Origin of the sequence: Mycobacterium sp. 2-64, assembly GCF_035918375.1 — a bacterium.
Lineage (GTDB): Bacteria > Actinomycetota > Actinomycetes > Mycobacteriales > Mycobacteriaceae > Mycobacterium > Mycobacterium intracellulare.
The window spans coordinates 3,917,531-3,933,258 of sequence record NZ_CP142361.1; the positions used below are offsets into that span (position 1 = coordinate 3,917,531).

Below are 15,728 nucleotides of genomic sequence, written 5' to 3' on the forward strand. Positions count from 1 at the left end.
TGTTTGATCATCCGCCCGATCGGTCCTCGGTTGGCTGGCATTTCTGATGTTAGCAACGGGCAATACGGTAAGAGATACCGGAGTTCAGTCGGTAAAAGCGGTGACGAGGTTTCCGCCTCGGCGAACAGCGCGGGCCGTCGCGTTTACCCGGACGAGCCGTTCCTACATGGCGAACACGCGGCGCACCGCCTGGGCGTGCAACGCCCGGTTCTCCCGGGAAACAATCCAATCCGGCACCATCGAGTCGAAGCCATTGAAGGTCGCTGCAATCACATGCAATTCGGTGTGGACGTAAGCGTGCAGCAGCCGATTGGCGTAGTCGATGGCCTCGTCGCGACAGGGATCGATCTCGGAGCAGCTGACGAACGTGGGTGGCAGCCCCTCGAGGTTCGCCCGGTGCGCCGGGACGTGTTGCCCACTGGCGCTGGCGTGGCCGAGGTAGTGATTCCATGCCCGGCTCACGGCCGGGCCGTTGAGGCCCGGGGTGCGCTGGAACTCGCGACGCGACGGCGTGGCGTCGGAGTCGAGCATCGGCTGGTGCAGGATCTGCATCAGGATGGCCGGACCTTCCTGGTCGAACATGCGCTGGGTCAGGCCGGCGACCAGCGCCGCGCCGGCGTCGCGCCCCATGACCGCGATGCGGCCGGCGTCGGCGTCCAGTTCTTCACTGTTGTCGACCACGTAGCGGAAGGCCGCTTCGACGTCGTCCAGCGCCGCCGGGCACGGATTCTCCGGCGCCAGCCGGTAGTCGACGGAAACCACCAGACAGCCGCCGTCGCGGGCCAACTCCACGCAGTGCGCATGGTCCGTCTCCAGGTTGCCGGTGACGAACCCGCCGCCATGGGCGTACACCACCAGGGGCGCCGGGGATTCGGTGTCGCCGCGGTACAAACGGAGCCCCAGCTGACCGCCGGGCCCGGCGATGGATCGGGAGTCGATCGAGACGCCGCTGGTGTCGGCCGCCGCGGCGCGGTGGGCGGCCAGCAGGTTGGCGTGCTCCCGTTCGGCGGCCAGTGTCTCGGCGCGGAACTCGAAGGCGCCCAACTCGACGGCGGCGTCGCGCAGTACCGGGTCGATGCGGGTGAGGCCGTGTGGGCGGGCCAGGTTCGTCTGTGTCATACCTATTCGTCTTCTCCGGCTCGTCATGCACGCTAAACCACCTTCAAGGTAGACCTGCGCGTTTGGCCGGAGGCAGACGAGGTAGGTATTGGCGCGAAAAGCCCCGGGGCGGCGCGGCGAACGGGACCGGCCGTGCCGAACGCGTTGCGGCATTGCCTAACCGGGGTGTGGCGATCGCGCGAGCCGTTGGGATTCGTTGCTATTTATACTATGATAGCTAAATTCCGCTCGGTACAAACCCGCCGTGGACTCGCGGTCGACGATCGGTCCGCGCGAACGGCCTGACTCGGTTGTTTCCAGGAGGAAGCGCTGATGACGCTCAGCACTGACCCGAACGGTCAGCCCGTGGTGCCCCCGCTCGACTTCACCGGTGAAACCAGCCCCTATCCGTTCTTCGAGTACATGCGGCGCACGGACCCGGTCTGGCATGGTTCCCTGGCCGATTCCGGACAGCTGCCCGAGGAATTGCGGCCCGACGACGAATGGGTCCTGTTCGATTACGACGCTGTGTCCCAGGCTTTCCGCGACGACCGGGTGTTCACGTCGGCCGCCTACGACAAGACCATCGGGCTGGTGATGGGACACACCATTTTGGCGATGGGCGGCAGGGAGCACCACGACCACCGCAACCTGGTGGCCAAAGCCTTTCGTGCGACCGCGCTGGCGCGGTGGGAGCCCTCGGTCATCGGGCCGGTGTGCGATCAGCTCGTCGACGAAATCAAGAACGACGGCCAGGCGGACCTGGTGAAGGCGGTGACCTTCGAGTTCCCGACGCGGATCATCTCCACGCTGCTCGGTCTGCCCGCCGAAGATCTCGACCTGTTCCGACGCCTGTCGCTCGACCTCATCTCGATCCCGACCGACATCGAGGCGGGGTTGAACGCCGCCAACGAGCTCTACGACTACTTCCTCAAACAGGTCGAGCAGCGCAGGCGCAAGCTCACCGACGACATCATCGGAGACCTGGTCGCCGCGGAGATCGACGGCGAGAAGCTCACCGACGAGGCCATCATCGCCTTCCTGCGGCTGCTTCTTCCGGCCGGGCTGGAAACCACGTACCGTTCGTCGGGCAATTTGCTGTATCTGCTGTTGACCCACCCCGAGCAGCTGGCGATGGTCCGTCGGGACCGATCCTTGCTGCCGATGGCGATCGAGGAGGGCCTACGCTTCGAAACGCCACTGACCACGGTCATGCGTACCACGACCGAGGAGGTCGAAATCGGCGGTAAGACAATCCCGGCCAACGCCCAGATCGACATGTGTATGGGTTCGGCCAATCGCGACGAGACCCGCTGGACCGATGCCGATACGTTCGACATCTGCCGCCCGCGCCAGGCCCACATCGCCTTCGCGGGCGGCATTCACATGTGCCTGGGCATGCATCTGGCGCGACTGGAAACGCGGGTCATGTTGAACAGCCTGTTCGATCGCGTCGAGGATTTGGCGTTCGTCCCCGACGACGGCACCGGCGTGGAATCCAAGATCGTCGGGCTCACCTTCCGGTCGCCCAACAAGCTTCCGGTCACTTTCGCGCCCGCCGCATGAAAAGCCGCGCAGCGATCCTGCACGACGTGGGAGGGCCGTGGTCGGTCGAGGAATTCGAACTGGATCCGCCCAAGGCCGGAGAGGTCCTGGTGCAGATGGCCGCCGCCGGCTTGTGCCACTCCGACGACCACATCCTCAAAGGAGACATGTCGGCGCCCAATGAGGTGATGCGATCCCTCGGCCTGCCCACCATGTTCCCGACGATCGGCGGCCACGAGGGCGCCGGGATCGTGCGTGAGGTCGGCCCGGGCGTCACCGACTTTGCGCCGGGCGACCACGTGGTGATGTCGTTCGTCGCCGTGTGCGGCCAATGCCGTTGGTGCGCCAGCGGAATCGAGTACCTTTGCGACCAGGGCATCGGCACCATGGTCCCGGGAATGCCCACCGACGGCACGTTCCGCCACCACACGGCCGACGGCCGGAAGCTGGGCCACATCTCCAAGATCGGCGCCTTCGCCGAACACACGGTGGTATCGACGAATTCATTGGTGAAGATCGAGCAACACCTGCCGCTGGCCTCGAGCGCGCTGCTGTCGTGCGCCATCCCGACCGGATACGGTTCCGTCGCCAACCGGTCCAACATGCGTGCCGGCGATACCCTCGTGGTGATCGGCGTCGGCGGGATCGGCACGGGCGCCATCCAGGGAGCCCGGATCAACGGCGCCGCGCAGATCGTGGCCGTCGATCCTGTTGACTTCAAACAGAAATCGGCTTTGCAATTCGGTGCCACGCACAGCGTGGCGACGACGACCGAGGCGCTGGACCTGGTGCGGGGTCTGACGTACGGGGTGATGGCCGACGCCGTGGTGGTCTCACCGTCGTTGATCACCGCCGAGGACGTCCGCGATGCGGTGCGTCTCACCCGCAAGGGCGGCACCTGTGTGCTCACCGGCATGACGTCGCAGTTGACCCGGTCGGTCAAGATCGACCTGCAGGACTTCATCTTGACCAATAAGACGTTGGCGGGCACCATCTTCGGCTCGTGTAACCCGAAGGCGGACGTGGCCAGGTTGGCGCGGCTGTATGAGACCGGTCAGTTACAGCTCGACGAGATGATCACCAAGCGCTATCGCCTCGACGATGTCAACGACGCCTACGACGATCTGCTCAACGGCAAAATCGTCCGGGGCATCATCGATTTCGGGATAGCCTGATACCCTGCTTACATCTTGATCGCGGGGATCAGCCTACTGAGATTCCAGAGCCGGTCTCGTCGCGCCGACAGGCAGGAGATCGCCAGTGCGACAGCGGTTATCGCGGCCAGCACGATGATCGCCTGCCATAGTCGGGCGTCGATGCCGCCCAGGATGAGCTGCCGGAGCCCGTTGACGCCATAGGTCATCGGGTCGAAGCGGTGCAGGATCTGGAACGGCCGTGACGTGGTTTCCACGGGGTACATGCCGCCCGCACTGACGAGCTGCAACATGAGCAGAGCCATGATCAGCACCCGGCCCACCGCTGGACCGACAAGCGCGTTGATCGCCTGCGTCGCGGCTACGAACGCACCGGAGATCAGCACCATGAACCCCAGCATGGCCGCCGGATGGACGGCGTGCATACCGAGGGCGAACCGGACCACGCAGTAGAGAATGACGGCTTGGAATAGCGCGATCGCGGCGGCGGGCAGGTAGCTGGCGAGCACCACGCGGAATGCGAGCACCTCCGCCGCGATCGGGCGAGTCTGCAAGGGCCGCAGCACCATCCACAGCACCAACGCACCGAAGAACAAGGCGAGCGTGAGGAAGAACGGAGCCATCCCGGTGCCGAAGTTGGGCGCGGCGTTCTCATGTGAAGCCTCGAGTTGCACCGGACCACCAATGGTTTCGGCGACCGCATCCTTTTGCTGGCTTGTCCAGTTGGGTACCTGCTTGGCCCCGTCGGCGAGTTTGGTCGCCAGCTCGGCCGATCCCGCCTTGAGTTGTCGTGCGCCGTCGTCGAGCTTGGCGATGCCACCGGCCAATTCGGCGTTGCCGGTGGCGACTTGCTGGGCTCCGTCGCGCAGCTGGGTGAGCTTGTTCGTCAGCTCCTGTCCCTTGCTGCCGACCTGGTCGAGCGCCGACCCCAGGGGGCTGCCCGGGTTCCGCAACCCCGATGTCATGGCGATCGCCACGTTCTGCGCGTCGGTGAGCTGCTGGCGGATCTGGGGCGTGAATTGGTGACCCCGGAGCTGATCCTGGATGCCGCGCAGGTTGTTCGCCAGCGGATCCTGTCGTGCGGAGAGCTGGTCGATCACCGATGACAGCGAGTTTGCGGCGGCATCCTGCGCCCCGGCGATGGCACCGAGTTGGTCGTTGGCCTGCGCAAGAGCTGCCGCGCCCTGTTGCAATTGCTGCGTGCTGCCGCCGATTTGCGACACCGCCTTGGTCACCGCGAGCAGCGGGTCGGTGGCCTGGTTGATTCCGTCTGACAGTTGCTTGGCGCCCGTGGCAAGCGTTGCCGATCCGGACCGCGCGGTGTCCAGGCCGGACACCAGCTGACCGGCGCCGTCATCGAGTTGCGCGGCCCCGTCTGCGGCCTGCTTGATCCCCGATCCCGACGAAACCACCACCGACAGCATCTGATTGACGGCCTGTCCCGAGATCCGGCTGGACACGGCGTTGAGCACCTGGCCGATGGCGGTACGACCGATACTCGTCGAGATGTAGTTGTTGGCGTCGTTGTAGACGGCGATCAGGTTGGCCTTCTTGGGTTGCCCGGTCACCGGCGATGCAATGGCCGCGCTGAAATCGGGCGGTAATTCGACCATGAAGTAGTACTTGCCGTGGTCGACTCCGTTGCGTGCCTCCGCTAGGTCCACGACGTGCCAGTCAAGGCCGCCGTCCGCGGTCAGGCTCTTGGCGATCTCCGCGCCGGCGTTGAACTGTTGCCCGGATACGACGGCACCACGATCGGAGTTGACCAACGCCACGGGCATCTTGTTGGTGTGGCCGAACGGATCCCAGAACGCCCACAGGTACAGCGCCCCGTACACAAGGGGTAGCAGCATCAGTACGACGATGGCCACGCGCGTCAAGCGGCTACGGCCGAAACGTTTGATCTCCGAGCCAAAGGCGAGTCCAGCCAACATCGTTCAGCCCTCTCCGGTCAGGATGCGGTGATCGTGTAGTTCGTGGTCGGGCGCCTCCGTGCCGAGCGGGTTGGTCACCCCGACGACGACGGTGCGCTGCTCGGCGATCACGCCGAGCCTGTCGGCCGCGATCGTTCGCCGGGAATTGTCGCGAACCTGCTCGAGGTCGCCGACCACCAGGATCGGCCGATTCGACAACAACGCCAGCGTGATGCGCAGCAGAAACAGTTCGAGGTCTGACAGTTCGACGATGTAGGTGTCGGCGGACGGCGGGGCCATCTCGCCGAAGACCTCGGCCAGCTCGGCCGGACCCGATTGAAGCGGCACCGACGAATACCACGGCGCCAGCCACCGCCGTTGCTCGGCGAGCACGGTCTCCACGGTCACCGAATCCTCCAGCTCGTCGATGCCTTCGAAGGCCGCGATCGAGCACTGCCGGCGGATCGCGCGCGGGGTTGTTTCGCCGAGGACGGTGAGCGTGCCGTGGCTCGGCCTGAAACGTCCCGCGAGCGTCAGCAGCAGCGTGGTCTGCCCTGGGCCCCCGGGCATCTGAATCGCGTGAAATCCCGACGTCAGGGTTAGGTCGACCCCCGAGAAGAGCGGCCCGTGCTCACCGTCGACCCCCAATCCGCGGGCGATGATCACCGGCGCCGCGGCGTCCGGCCCGTCATTCGTACCCATGGTGAGGCCCTCCCTGACCGGCGGAAGCCCGAATCGATCCCAGCACCGCGGTGACCAGCTGCGCTAGCAGGTCGGGGTTGATGGTCCCGGGACGCAGGACCTCTTCCATCGCCACGCCGAGGTTGATGGTGACGACGAGCTGGGCGAGGTCGGCGAGCTCTCGATCGGATGCCACGGACGGGCTCGATTTGACGATGTGCACCGCTTGGTGGGCGGCGGCGGCGCGGCGGCGTTCGATGAGGCGCTCGCGCAGCTGGTTGTCGCGCTGGGCGCGCAGCCAGTATTCGACGAACAGCACGTAGAAATCGGAATGGTCGCGAACGGCGTCCAGCCATGACCGGCTCAATTCCCGTGCGGCCGCACCGGTGTCGCCGCCGCTGCTGTCCAGCGCTGTGGCGATCTGCTCGCCGCGGAGCTCGAATTCGCGGTCGAGCAGGGCCAAAAACAGCTCATCTTTGGATTCGAAATTCGAGTAGACCGCTCCCTTGGTGAAACCCGCGGCCTGGCCGATGGCATCGATGGTGGCCCCGGCGAAGCCTTCGGCGGCGAAAACCTTCGACGCCGCGTCCAGGATGCGGTCGCGAACCTCGCCGCGGGTGGGGCGGGTTCGGTGCGCCTTGACAGGAGACATGGTCAGCAGCATACTCCACGGTATCGAATGGATACTACTGAGTATCGAAAGGATGGCGCCAAGAAAGGTTGGCCAGGGTGTGATCCCAGAGTTCGCGCGCGAGGATCGGATCGTAGGCCGCCCGATTGGCTTTGGCGACTTTGCCTTTCGCGTAGTATTCGCCGACCGCCCAGTCGACGCCGGGCACGCTGGTCGCCAACCAGACCAGCTGATCGGCGCCATCATCCGCGGACTTGATCATTCGGCTGACGGGCGTGCGTTGCATGGTCGTCAGAAAGCGCGAGCCGGACGAATGACCGATATTGGTGTTGACGAAACCGGGGTGGACCACTGCCACCGAAAGGCCATCGGCCCGATACCGGCGATCTAATTCCTTGGTGAACAAGATGTTTGCCAACTTCGCCACCGCGTAGGCGGTGCTGGGCCGGCGCCGTGCCGTCGTGTCGAAATCGGCGAGCTTGACGTTGCGCAGCAGCCGCTGTGACGAGCTGGACGTGTTGACGATCGTGGCGCGTGACTCCAGCAGCACATCCAGCAATTGGGTGGTCAACAGGAACGGCGCCAGGTAGTTGACCTGATAGGTGCGTTCGTAGCCGTCGGGGGTCAGCTCGATCTTGCTGGCCATCCTGCCCGCATTGTTGAGCAACACGTCGATACGCGGATGTTGCGAACGAATCTTGCCCGCCAGCGCCCGCACCTGGGACAGGTCGGCGTAATCGACGACGAAGTGGTCCGCGTCCAATTCGGCGGCCACCGCGGCGGTCTTGGTTGGGGTGCGGCCCACCACGACGATCTGGTCGCCGGTGCGGCAGAGGCGACGCGCCGCAGCCGCGCCGATGCCGTCGCTGGCACCCGTGATGACAATCGTCCTGCGCGTCATGGCGAGACCTCCACGGGGAGTGTAGCGATCACGCGACAGGCGGGCCGCCGCTCAACGACGAGTTCACTGTTCGGCCAACGCCCCACCACCATCTGCACTCAGCTGAGCCGGGGGAAGTGCCAGCATGCCGTTAGGAGTACGGGCGGAGCCCGATCACCGCCGCAGTGAGTAACGAACCGGCAGGTGCTTGAGCCCGCCGACGAAGGTCGTAGCGACCAGCTCCGGGTCACCGGTCAGTTCAATGGATTCCAGGCGTGGCAGCAGCTCGGAGAAGAAGCTGCTGACCTCCATGCGGGCCAGCGCCGCACCCATGCAGAAGTGCACGCCGTAGCCGAAGGCCAGGTGCTTGTTGGGGTCGCGACCGACGTCGAAGCGGAACGGGTCGTCGAAGACTTCCTCGTCGCGGTTGGCCGATACGTAGGACAACAGCACGGATTCGCCTGCGGCGATGGGCACTCCGCGCACCACGGTGTCGCTGGAGGCGGTGCGCATGAACTCCTTGACCGGGGTGACCCAGCGGATCATCTCGTCGGTGGCCAGCGGCATCAGGTCGAGGTTGTCGCGCAGGCGTTGCAGCTGGTCGGGGTTCTCGATGAGCGCCTGCAGGCCGCCGGAGATGGTGGCGCTGGTGGTGTCGTGGCCCGCGGTGGCGACGATCAGGTAGTACGAGACGGTGTCGATGTCCGACAGCGGTTCGCCGTCCACGCGGGCGTTGGCGATCGCCGAGGCGAGATCCTCGGTCGGGTGCTCGCGGCGCGACGCCGTCACGCCGTTGAAGTACTGGAACATGTCGAACAACGCCGGCAGCTGATCCTCGTTGGAGCTGCCGCGCTTGAATTCGGAATCGTCGCTGCCGAACAGTTCCTGGGTCAGCTTGAGCATGCGGGGAAAGTCTGCCTCGGGCAGGCCCAGCAGCGACATGATCACGTAGAGCGGGTAGTTGACCGCGACCTCTTGAACGAAGTCGCATTCGGGACCGGCTGCCATCATCTTGTCGACGTAGAACTTGGCCAGTTCGTCGACGCGAACCTTCAAGGCCCGCATCGCCTTCGGGCGAAACCAGTCGGACCCGATCGCGCGCACCACCCGGTGCTGCGGGTCGTCCATGTGGATCAGCGTGCGCACACCCGCGGCGGCCTGCATCTCGTCGCCTTCGGCGGTCGTGAGCACCGGACGCGGCCAGTTGGTGAAGAGCATGTTTTCACGCTCGATGTCCATGATGTCGGCGTGTTTGGTGATCGCCCAGAACGGTCGGTAATTCGGGACCTCCACCCACGACACCGGGGCGTTGGCGCGCAGGTGCGTCAACGCCGCATGCAGCCCCTGCTCGTCGGTGTAGGCCAACGGGTCCGCCAGCAGGTTGGCGGCCTCGTCCATCGTGGTTGCGCTCACGGGTGAAACTCCTCGATTCGGGGCGCCCCCGCCGGCCGAAGACGGACCTTGAGGCGGGGCGCGTCAGGCATGCGGGTAACTTTACAGTAAGCAATCCAGTATGTGACCCCGCAATCCGTGGTGACCGCAAGCGGGTCGCCCCGCTGAGATTCGTCGCGCGACGGATCCTCGATGAGGTAGGACATAGGCATGCCGAAAGCCCAGGACTGGGGAGAAACGCTCGACGATCTCGAGCGCCGCCGTCAGCACGCGTTCGAAATGGGCGGGCCGGAGCGGCTCGACAAGCACCGCAACAAGGGCAAGCTCGACGCCCGCGCGCGAATCGAGTACCTCCTCGACCCGGGCACGTTCCGTGAGCTCGGCACCCTGGTCGGAGGTGAGACCGCGGCCGACGGGCTGGTCGTGGGCTCCGGTGAGATCAACGGCTCACCGGTGATGCTGGGCGCCGAGGACTTCACGACCCTGGCCGGCAGCATCGGTCCCGGCGGCAATTCCAAGCGGTACCGCATCGCCGAACTGGCGCTGCGCGACAAGATCCCGCTGGTCATGCTGCTCGAAGGCGCCGGCTTTCGCCCCACCGGCGGGCACTACGGGCGCACCCCGACCGACCTGCTGGCGCAGGCGCAATGCTCGGGGCGCGTCCCGACCGTCGCCGCCGTCCTCGGCCCCTCGGCCGGGCACGGCGCCCTGGTGGCCCCGGTTTGCGATTTCCGGATCATGAGCCGGCAGGGCGCGATCTTCACCGCTGGCCCCCCCGTCGTCAAAGAGTCGACCGGAGAAGACATTTCGAAGGAGGACCTGGGCGGGCCGGACGTCGCTTTGCCCAGCGGCGTGATCCACAATGTCGCCGAGGACGACGAAGCGGTGCTCGACGACGTCCGCCGCTACCTGTCGTACTTCCCGCCGAGCGCCTGGTCGTACCCGTCGCCGCAACCGACCGGTGCGGCCGCCGACCCGCGGGCGACGCCGGAGCTGCTCGACATCGTCTCCCGGGACAACCGCCGCGTGTACGACATGCGGGCCGTGCTCGACGTGGTCTTCGACAGCGCCGACTGGTTCGAGGTGCAGCCCCAGTTCGGCAGGGCGATCGTCTGCGCACTCGCCCACCTCGGCGGCCACCCGGTCGCGGTGGTGGCCAATCAGCCCCAGGTGCTCGCGGGCTCCATCGACGCCGACGCCGCGGACAAGGCGGCCCACTTCATCATGGTGGCGGATTCCTTCCACCTGCCGATCGTGTTCCTCGCCGACAATCCGGGCATGCTGCCCGGCAGCCGATCCGAGCGCGCCGGCGTGCTGCGCGCCGGTGCGCGGATGTTCGCCGCGCAGACGGCCGCCACCACGTTGAAGCTGCACCTCACGCTGCGTAAGGCGTACGGGTTCGGCTCGATGGTCATGTCGCTGTTGGGTTTCGATCATCAGGTCGCGACCTTCGCCTACCCCGGCGCGACGATGGGCGCCATGAGCGCCGCGGCGCTGAGCCGCGCCTCACACGCCGGCGAAGACCTCTCGGCCAAGCTGCGCAACGCCGAGCTGGAGGCGTCCTATCGATCGGCCGAACACATGGGGTTCGACGAGCTCATCGATCCCCGCGAGACGCGCGATGCTCTGCTCGCGTCCTTGAAGCGTGGCCTGTCGAGCAGGCAGGCCGCCGCCGAGCCGGTGTCCCGGACGGTCATCCTGCCTTAAGACTGCCGCGAGATTGCATCTACCGATTCGCGATACGCCGCGACGATCGGCTCGAGCTCGTCGGGCGTGGCGCCGTGCATGATGACCGCGTCGGCGCCGTAGTCGAACTCCTTGCGGATGCGGTCCACGCACTGTTGGGCGGACCCGGTGGCCGAGGGCTCCAGCCATTCGTCGGGAATCAGCGTCGCAATGTGCTCGATCTGTTCGGGCGTGCCCTTGTGGTCGATCCCGCCCGCGATCGACGTGACCACCGGGTCTTCGCGGAACCGCTGCAGCACATCGGGATCCCAGTCATTGGTTCGGACGAGCAGGTCGCCGTAGCCCTGCAGGTAAGTGGCCAGCCGCGCGACGGTCTTCTTCAGCCGCAGCTCTTCGGGCAGGTGGTCCCCGACGGTCGCGAAGCACGACCACACCCGCACGCTGTCGGGGTCGCGGCCCGCCTTCTCCGCGGCGGACTTCACGGTTTTGACGCTGCGCTGCAAGGTCTCCGGGGTGAAGTAGGTGTGCAAAATGACGTCGTCGAACACGCGGCCGCCGAGCGCGAGCGTGTTGGGTCCGAAGGCCACCAGGGCCAACCGGATGTCTTCGTTGAAGTCCGGATCGAGAAAAAGGATGGGGTACTTGCCCATCGGGCCGTCGTGGTTGAAGATCAGCTCGCCGTGCCAGAGCCGGCGCATGACTTGGGCCCAATCCTCCATTTGCGCCGTCGTCACCGCCGGGATGCCGAAGGCCCCGTAGATCGCTGCGATGCCCCGGCCGACGCCCAGGGTGAACCGGCCGCCGGAGAGACGATGCATGGTGGTCGCCCACGATCCCGTGATGAGCGGGTGGCGGGTGTTGTGATTGGTTGCGGCGGTGGCGATCTGCATGCGAGTGGTCACCGCGCACGCCGCCCCGACCAGAGACGACGCCTCCTTGACGTTCCAGCGCTCGGAGATGAATCCGGTGCCGAAGCCCAGTTCCTCGCCACGGCGGGCCTCGTCCATCAAGGTCGCCGGGCCCTCACCACCCGCGCCGGCCAGCAGATAGAAGCCCAGTTCATCAAGCGTACGGTCACTCAATTCCAAACCCCTTGCTGGTAGCCGCAGTTCCAAACCTCGGTAATTTTGCCATCGACCACGCGGAACACCTCGATGCTGGCGATGTTGGTTTCGGTGCCGTCCTTGGTTTTGATCGTCGAGTCGTAGACGATCGCCACGTGTTCGCCGTCGTCGCCCTCGACGACGACGTTGAGGTCGAAGTGCAACGATTCGGCCGCCTGCCACATGTCCACCACCCGCTGGACCGCTTCGGCGTGGGTCAGCGTGCGGGAGGAACCGACCTCGTGCCGAATGATGGTGTCGCCCAACAACTCCTCGGCCAGCTCGATGTTGTGTTCGTTCCACACGACCAGGTTGTAGAGTTCGACGACGGTGCGCGCCGTCCAGGTGGGCGCCATCAGCCGGGCACCGCGTCGCGCAGGAATCGGTCGGTGATGCGCTGCACGCGCCGGGAGAAGATGTGCCCGACGTGGCTGCCGTCGTACCAGTACAACTGGCCGCCCCACCGTTCCTGCAACGCGTTGGCGGGCTCGCGCATCGCCATCCGGTCGTGCCACGCCCCGACGATCAGCCGGCGTTCCGGCGGCGGCGACGGCGTGACGGCCAGGGGGTCGATCACCGAGGTCAGCTGTGTGACGACGGGAGATTCCAGCAGCTCGCGAAATCCGTCGCGCGAGGGCCCCCAACGCTGAAGGTGCCGCGCGATCATCGCGTTGAGTCCCAGGATGGGCGTGTACAGGGCCACCGCATCGATCTGCTTTTCCAGATGCGACACCAGTGCGGCCACGGGGCTGCCCATCGAAATCCCTGCCACCACAACGGCGGTGCCTTGCGCCTGTGCCCACCGCACCACGGCGCGCACCTCCGAGACGACCCGCATCATTCCCGCGACGTTGCCGAGCGGATCCATGTCGGGGTACGCCGGCCATTGCCGGCGCCGGCACCCGTGACCCGGCTGCACCGGCAGCGCGATGTTGAAGCCCAGCTTGCGATGTATCCGGCCGATGCCGGACATCAGCAGGTCTTCGGTGCCGCCCTGGCCGGCGCCGTGCACCCATACCAGCCAGGGTCGGGGGCCGTCGCGGTGCCGGCACACGTGCGCCACCGCCCGTGCCGGGCCGCCCAACCCGTCGGCCTCCAAGCTCGGCGGCAGCGCGGGATCGTGTTCGAAAGTCACCCGTTCGTATGCCAGGCCGGCGATGCGGTGCCGGCGTATCGAGGCTTCCCGCAACGGTTTCGGGTCGCCATGCGCGCGGTCGATGCCGAGCGCCGAGAGCTCCTCGGCCGCCGCAATGCAGGCATCGAGCGGGCGCATCGCCGCGGGGCTCCCACCGAGCAGCGAAAAGCCGCTCAGCACAAGCTCATCGAGCATGACCTCACCGAACTGGCGCGCACCGCGCGGCGACAACGGGGACCAATTAGTGGACTCCTGCAGGCCGGCCACGGTGCGCGGCACCAGCATTCCGAGTTCCCGGGCCGCGTCTTTGGCCAGGCTCAGCCCGTTCAATGCCTTCGCCATGTCGCTCACCTTCAACAGCTACGCCAGTTTGAACCCGGTGTATCCGCTTGCCGCGATCTCGTCGCAGCGCCGCCGGTATTCGGGGATTCCGCCGGTATAGCCCATGTACATCCGTTTCTTGCCGGGCACGTTGCCACCGTTGTACCAGGAGTTGCACGACGGATGCACCAGCACCGTCGGCGCAACAAGCGCCGTGGCGTGGTCGATCCACTCCTGCTGAGCGGTGCTCAATGCCTCGATGGTGCGGATGTCGTGGGCGCGCAGGTACGCGATGCAGTCGCCGATCCACTCCACGTGCTGCTCGAGGGCGGCGACGAAGTTCGTCGCGGCGCTCGGGCTGCCGGGGCCCTGAACCGTGAAGAGGTTGGGGAACCCGGCGACCGCCAGACCCAGATACGACAGCGGGCCTTCGGTGGCCCAGAATTCGCCGAGCGAGACGCCGCCGCGGCCGCGAACGTCGATCCGGCTGAGCGCGCCGGTCATGGCGTCGAACCCGGTGGCGTAGACGATGACGTCGAGCTCGTGCAGCCGGTCCTCGGTGCGGATACCGGCGGGCGTGACCTCGCGGATCGGCGACTTGCGCAGGTCGACCAGCGTGACGTTGTCGCGGTTGAAGGTCTCGTAGTAGCCCTGGTCGATGATCGGTCGCTTACACGCGAACGGATGCACCGGCACCAGGGAGGCAGCGGTCTCCGGGTCCTTGACGATCCGCGCCACCGCCTCGCCGTACAGCTTGGCGGCCATCCGGTTGGCTTCGATGTCGAAGAAGATGTCGCCCCAGTTCAATGCGCCCATGACGCCGTGCTCCTCGATGGCGCGCAGTTGTTCTTCGCGCGTCGCCGACTTCAGCGGCGGCCTGCCGAGCATTTCGAGCAGGACGGAGAAGGCGCTCAGCCGGGCCGCGCCGATCGGGTGGGCGCGCTGGGCCGCACGGATCTCGCCATACCGGGCCTTCATGTCGTCGAGCTCGCCCGGGGCGAAGCGATGCACCCGCCAGGGCAGGGTGTAGGCGGGTGAGCGCTGAAACACCGACAGCTGCAGGGCTTCTCGGGCGACGACGGGGATGAGCTGGACGCCGGTCGAGCCGGTACCGATGACGCCGACGCGCTTGCCGGTGAGGTCGACGCCGCCCTCGGGCCAGCGGCTGGTGAACAGCGACAGCCCGGCGAACGTGCCCATCCCGGGGATGTCGGGTTCCAACGGCACCGACAGGATGCCGGAGGCGGCGACGACGAAGGGAACGCGGAAGGTTTCGCCGGTTTCGGTGCGCACCGACCACGTCGCGGCTTCGTCGTCGAACGTCATCGCGACGACCTTGGTGCCGAATCGGATGTCACGGCGGAGGTCGAGCCGGTCGGCCACGAAGTTCAGGTAGGCCTCGATCTCGGGCTGGGCCGGCATCGACTCGGTCCACACCCACTCCTGCTGAATCTCTTCGGAGAAGCTGTAGGAGTATTCGATGCTCTCGATGTCGCACCGCGCGCCGGGGTATCTGTTGAAAAGCCAGGTGCCGCCCACGTTTTCGGCCATCTCCAGCACACGGGTGCGCAGCCCGAGTTCCCGCAGCCGGTGCAGCATGTACAGCCCGGAGAATCCGGCGCCGATGACGAGAACGTCGAACGAGGGATCAGCGTCGGCCATCGTCACCGCCGGTCATCCTCAAGATGGTTCGCGTCAGGTGCAAGGACTTGATCTGCCAACGACCGTCCCGCTTCTCGTAGGTCTCGTGGTAGTGCCCGGCGCCGTACAACTCGCGGCCGTCACCGAAGATCAGCAGGTCCTCCATCGCCCAGATGCCGGTCGCGGTGGTGGCCGAGGTGAGCGTGATCTCGGGGGTGTGGCAGTGATGTTTGGTGGCCACGCCCTCGAGGCCGCCCATCACCATCGGTGCGAAGTTCTCGACGCCCTCGATCGGCGGCGCGGTCTGGGGGTCGGCACCGGCGGTGGACACCGCCATGTCGAGCGTCACCACGACGTCGGCGGTGAACACTCCGCGCCAGGACTCGAGGTCTTTGGTGTCCAGGAAACGGCAGTAGCGCGCCTTGAGCTGTCGGATGGCTTCCAGCTCGTCAGCCGCTGTCGTCATCTCACTCCCTTGCCGCGCGCGGGCCGGACTGCTGAAATCTATACTGTAATGGATTTAGTATCAACGATCGCGGGAGGCGCCG

At 66.2% G+C, this 15,728-nt stretch carries 14 protein-coding genes; 3 read left to right on the forward strand and 11 right to left on the reverse strand.

Annotated elements, in window-relative coordinates; translation table 11 throughout:
- Positions 1-162: 162 nt before the first annotated feature.
- Positions 163-1,119, reverse strand: a complete 957-nt coding sequence (locus tag QGN31_RS18175) for an alpha/beta hydrolase (RefSeq protein ID WP_014941547.1) — start codon at positions 1,117-1,119, stop codon at positions 163-165.
- 312 nt (positions 1,120-1,431) lie between these two features.
- On the opposite strand from QGN31_RS18175, the gene QGN31_RS18180 reads away from it, so the two are divergent.
- Entirely contained in the window at positions 1,432-2,664 is a 1,233-nt protein-coding gene (locus tag QGN31_RS18180; protein WP_014941546.1) for a cytochrome P450, read from the forward strand.
- Positions 2,661-3,818: a Zn-dependent alcohol dehydrogenase gene (locus tag QGN31_RS18185; RefSeq protein ID WP_014941545.1), complete on the forward strand. Its 1,158-nt coding sequence runs from the start codon at positions 2,661-2,663 to the stop codon at positions 3,816-3,818. The genes QGN31_RS18180 and QGN31_RS18185 overlap by 4 nt, the downstream gene beginning before the upstream one ends.
- An 8-nt stretch (positions 3,819-3,826) precedes the next feature.
- Here QGN31_RS18185 and QGN31_RS18190 read toward each other — a convergent pair whose 3' ends face one another.
- From QGN31_RS18190 to QGN31_RS18210, 5 genes are all read right to left on the reverse strand, one after another.
- Complete coding sequence (locus QGN31_RS18190; RefSeq protein ID WP_014384126.1) at positions 3,827-5,731, reverse strand: YhgE/Pip domain-containing protein; 1,905 nt, start codon at positions 5,729-5,731, stop codon at positions 3,827-3,829.
- A 3-nt stretch (positions 5,732-5,734) separates the two neighbouring features.
- Positions 5,735-6,412, reverse strand: a complete 678-nt coding sequence (locus QGN31_RS18195) for a hypothetical protein (RefSeq protein ID WP_014382127.1) — start codon at positions 6,410-6,412, stop codon at positions 5,735-5,737.
- On the reverse strand, positions 6,399-7,055 hold the full coding sequence (locus QGN31_RS18200; RefSeq protein WP_009957684.1) for a TetR/AcrR family transcriptional regulator: 657 nt from the start codon (positions 7,053-7,055) through the stop codon (positions 6,399-6,401). The genes QGN31_RS18195 and QGN31_RS18200 overlap by 14 nt, the downstream gene beginning before the upstream one ends.
- Before the next feature lie 22 nt (positions 7,056-7,077).
- Positions 7,078-7,923, reverse strand: coding sequence for an SDR family NAD(P)-dependent oxidoreductase (locus tag QGN31_RS18205; protein ID WP_014382126.1), 846 nt, complete (start codon positions 7,921-7,923; stop codon positions 7,078-7,080).
- A gap of 153 nt (positions 7,924-8,076) precedes the next feature.
- The gene (locus tag QGN31_RS18210) at positions 8,077-9,300 is read right to left on the reverse strand and encodes a cytochrome P450 (RefSeq protein WP_014941543.1); all 1,224 of its coding nucleotides are present in this window, start codon (positions 9,298-9,300) and stop codon (positions 8,077-8,079) included.
- Between the two features lie 204 nt (positions 9,301-9,504).
- On the opposite strand from QGN31_RS18210, the gene QGN31_RS18215 reads away from it, so the two are divergent.
- Positions 9,505-11,001 (forward strand): acyl-CoA carboxylase subunit beta, encoded by a 1,497-nt coding sequence (locus QGN31_RS18215; protein WP_014379629.1) that lies wholly within the window; start codon positions 9,505-9,507, stop codon positions 10,999-11,001.
- Here QGN31_RS18215 and QGN31_RS18220 read toward each other — a convergent pair.
- The 5 genes from QGN31_RS18220 to QGN31_RS18240 are packed head-to-tail and all read right to left on the reverse strand — an operon-like array spanning position 10,998 to position 15,646.
- On the reverse strand, positions 10,998-12,062 hold the full coding sequence (locus tag QGN31_RS18220; RefSeq protein ID WP_026071494.1) for a TIGR03857 family LLM class F420-dependent oxidoreductase: 1,065 nt from the start codon (positions 12,060-12,062) through the stop codon (positions 10,998-11,000). The genes QGN31_RS18215 and QGN31_RS18220 overlap by 4 nt on opposite strands.
- Entirely contained in the window at positions 12,059-12,439 is a 381-nt protein-coding gene (locus tag QGN31_RS18225) for a nuclear transport factor 2 family protein (protein WP_014941542.1), read from the reverse strand. The genes QGN31_RS18220 and QGN31_RS18225 overlap by 4 nt, the downstream gene beginning before the upstream one ends.
- A complete protein-coding gene (locus QGN31_RS18230; RefSeq protein ID WP_043954625.1) occupies positions 12,439-13,560 on the reverse strand; it encodes a PHB depolymerase family esterase in 1,122 nt (373 codons plus the stop codon). The genes QGN31_RS18225 and QGN31_RS18230 overlap by 1 nt, the downstream gene beginning before the upstream one ends.
- Before the next feature lie 18 nt (positions 13,561-13,578).
- Positions 13,579-15,201, reverse strand: a complete 1,623-nt coding sequence (locus tag QGN31_RS18235) for a flavin-containing monooxygenase (protein WP_014941540.1) — start codon at positions 15,199-15,201, stop codon at positions 13,579-13,581.
- Positions 15,188-15,646, reverse strand: a complete 459-nt coding sequence (locus QGN31_RS18240; protein WP_009957692.1) for a nuclear transport factor 2 family protein — start codon at positions 15,644-15,646, stop codon at positions 15,188-15,190. Before QGN31_RS18240 ends, QGN31_RS18235 begins: the two co-directional genes overlap by 14 nt.
- Between the last annotated feature and the right edge of the window lie 82 nt (positions 15,647-15,728).

What these genes read in the sequence shown, in the direction of transcription:
- QGN31_RS18175 (WP_014941547.1), bottom strand. Translation starts at nt 1,119, where the DNA reads ATGACACAGACGAACCTGGCCCGCCCACACGGCCTCACCCGCATCGAC.
- QGN31_RS18180 (WP_014941546.1), top strand. Translation starts at nt 1,432, where the DNA reads ATGACGCTCAGCACTGACCCGAACGGTCAGCCCGTGGTGCCCCCGCTC.
- QGN31_RS18185 (WP_014941545.1), top strand. Translation starts at nt 2,661, where the DNA reads ATGAAAAGCCGCGCAGCGATCCTGCACGACGTGGGAGGGCCGTGGTCG.
- QGN31_RS18190 (WP_014384126.1), bottom strand. Translation starts at nt 5,731, where the DNA reads ATGTTGGCTGGACTCGCCTTTGGCTCGGAGATCAAACGTTTCGGCCGT.
- QGN31_RS18195 (WP_014382127.1), bottom strand. Translation starts at nt 6,412, where the DNA reads ATGGGTACGAATGACGGGCCGGACGCCGCGGCGCCGGTGATCATCGCC.
- QGN31_RS18200 (WP_009957684.1), bottom strand. Translation starts at nt 7,055, where the DNA reads ATGCTGCTGACCATGTCTCCTGTCAAGGCGCACCGAACCCGCCCCACC.
- QGN31_RS18205 (WP_014382126.1), bottom strand. Translation starts at nt 7,923, where the DNA reads ATGACGCGCAGGACGATTGTCATCACGGGTGCCAGCGACGGCATCGGC.
- QGN31_RS18210 (WP_014941543.1), bottom strand. Translation starts at nt 9,300, where the DNA reads ATGGACGAGGCCGCCAACCTGCTGGCGGACCCGTTGGCCTACACCGAC.
- QGN31_RS18215 (WP_014379629.1), top strand. Translation starts at nt 9,505, where the DNA reads ATGCCGAAAGCCCAGGACTGGGGAGAAACGCTCGACGATCTCGAGCGC.
- QGN31_RS18225 (WP_014941542.1), bottom strand. Translation starts at nt 12,439, where the DNA reads ATGGCGCCCACCTGGACGGCGCGCACCGTCGTCGAACTCTACAACCTG.
- QGN31_RS18230 (WP_043954625.1), bottom strand. Translation starts at nt 13,560, where the DNA reads ATGGCGAAGGCATTGAACGGGCTGAGCCTGGCCAAAGACGCGGCCCGG.
- QGN31_RS18235 (WP_014941540.1), bottom strand. Translation starts at nt 15,201, where the DNA reads ATGGCCGACGCTGATCCCTCGTTCGACGTTCTCGTCATCGGCGCCGGA.
- QGN31_RS18240 (WP_009957692.1), bottom strand. Translation starts at nt 15,646, where the DNA reads ATGACGACAGCGGCTGACGAGCTGGAAGCCATCCGACAGCTCAAGGCG.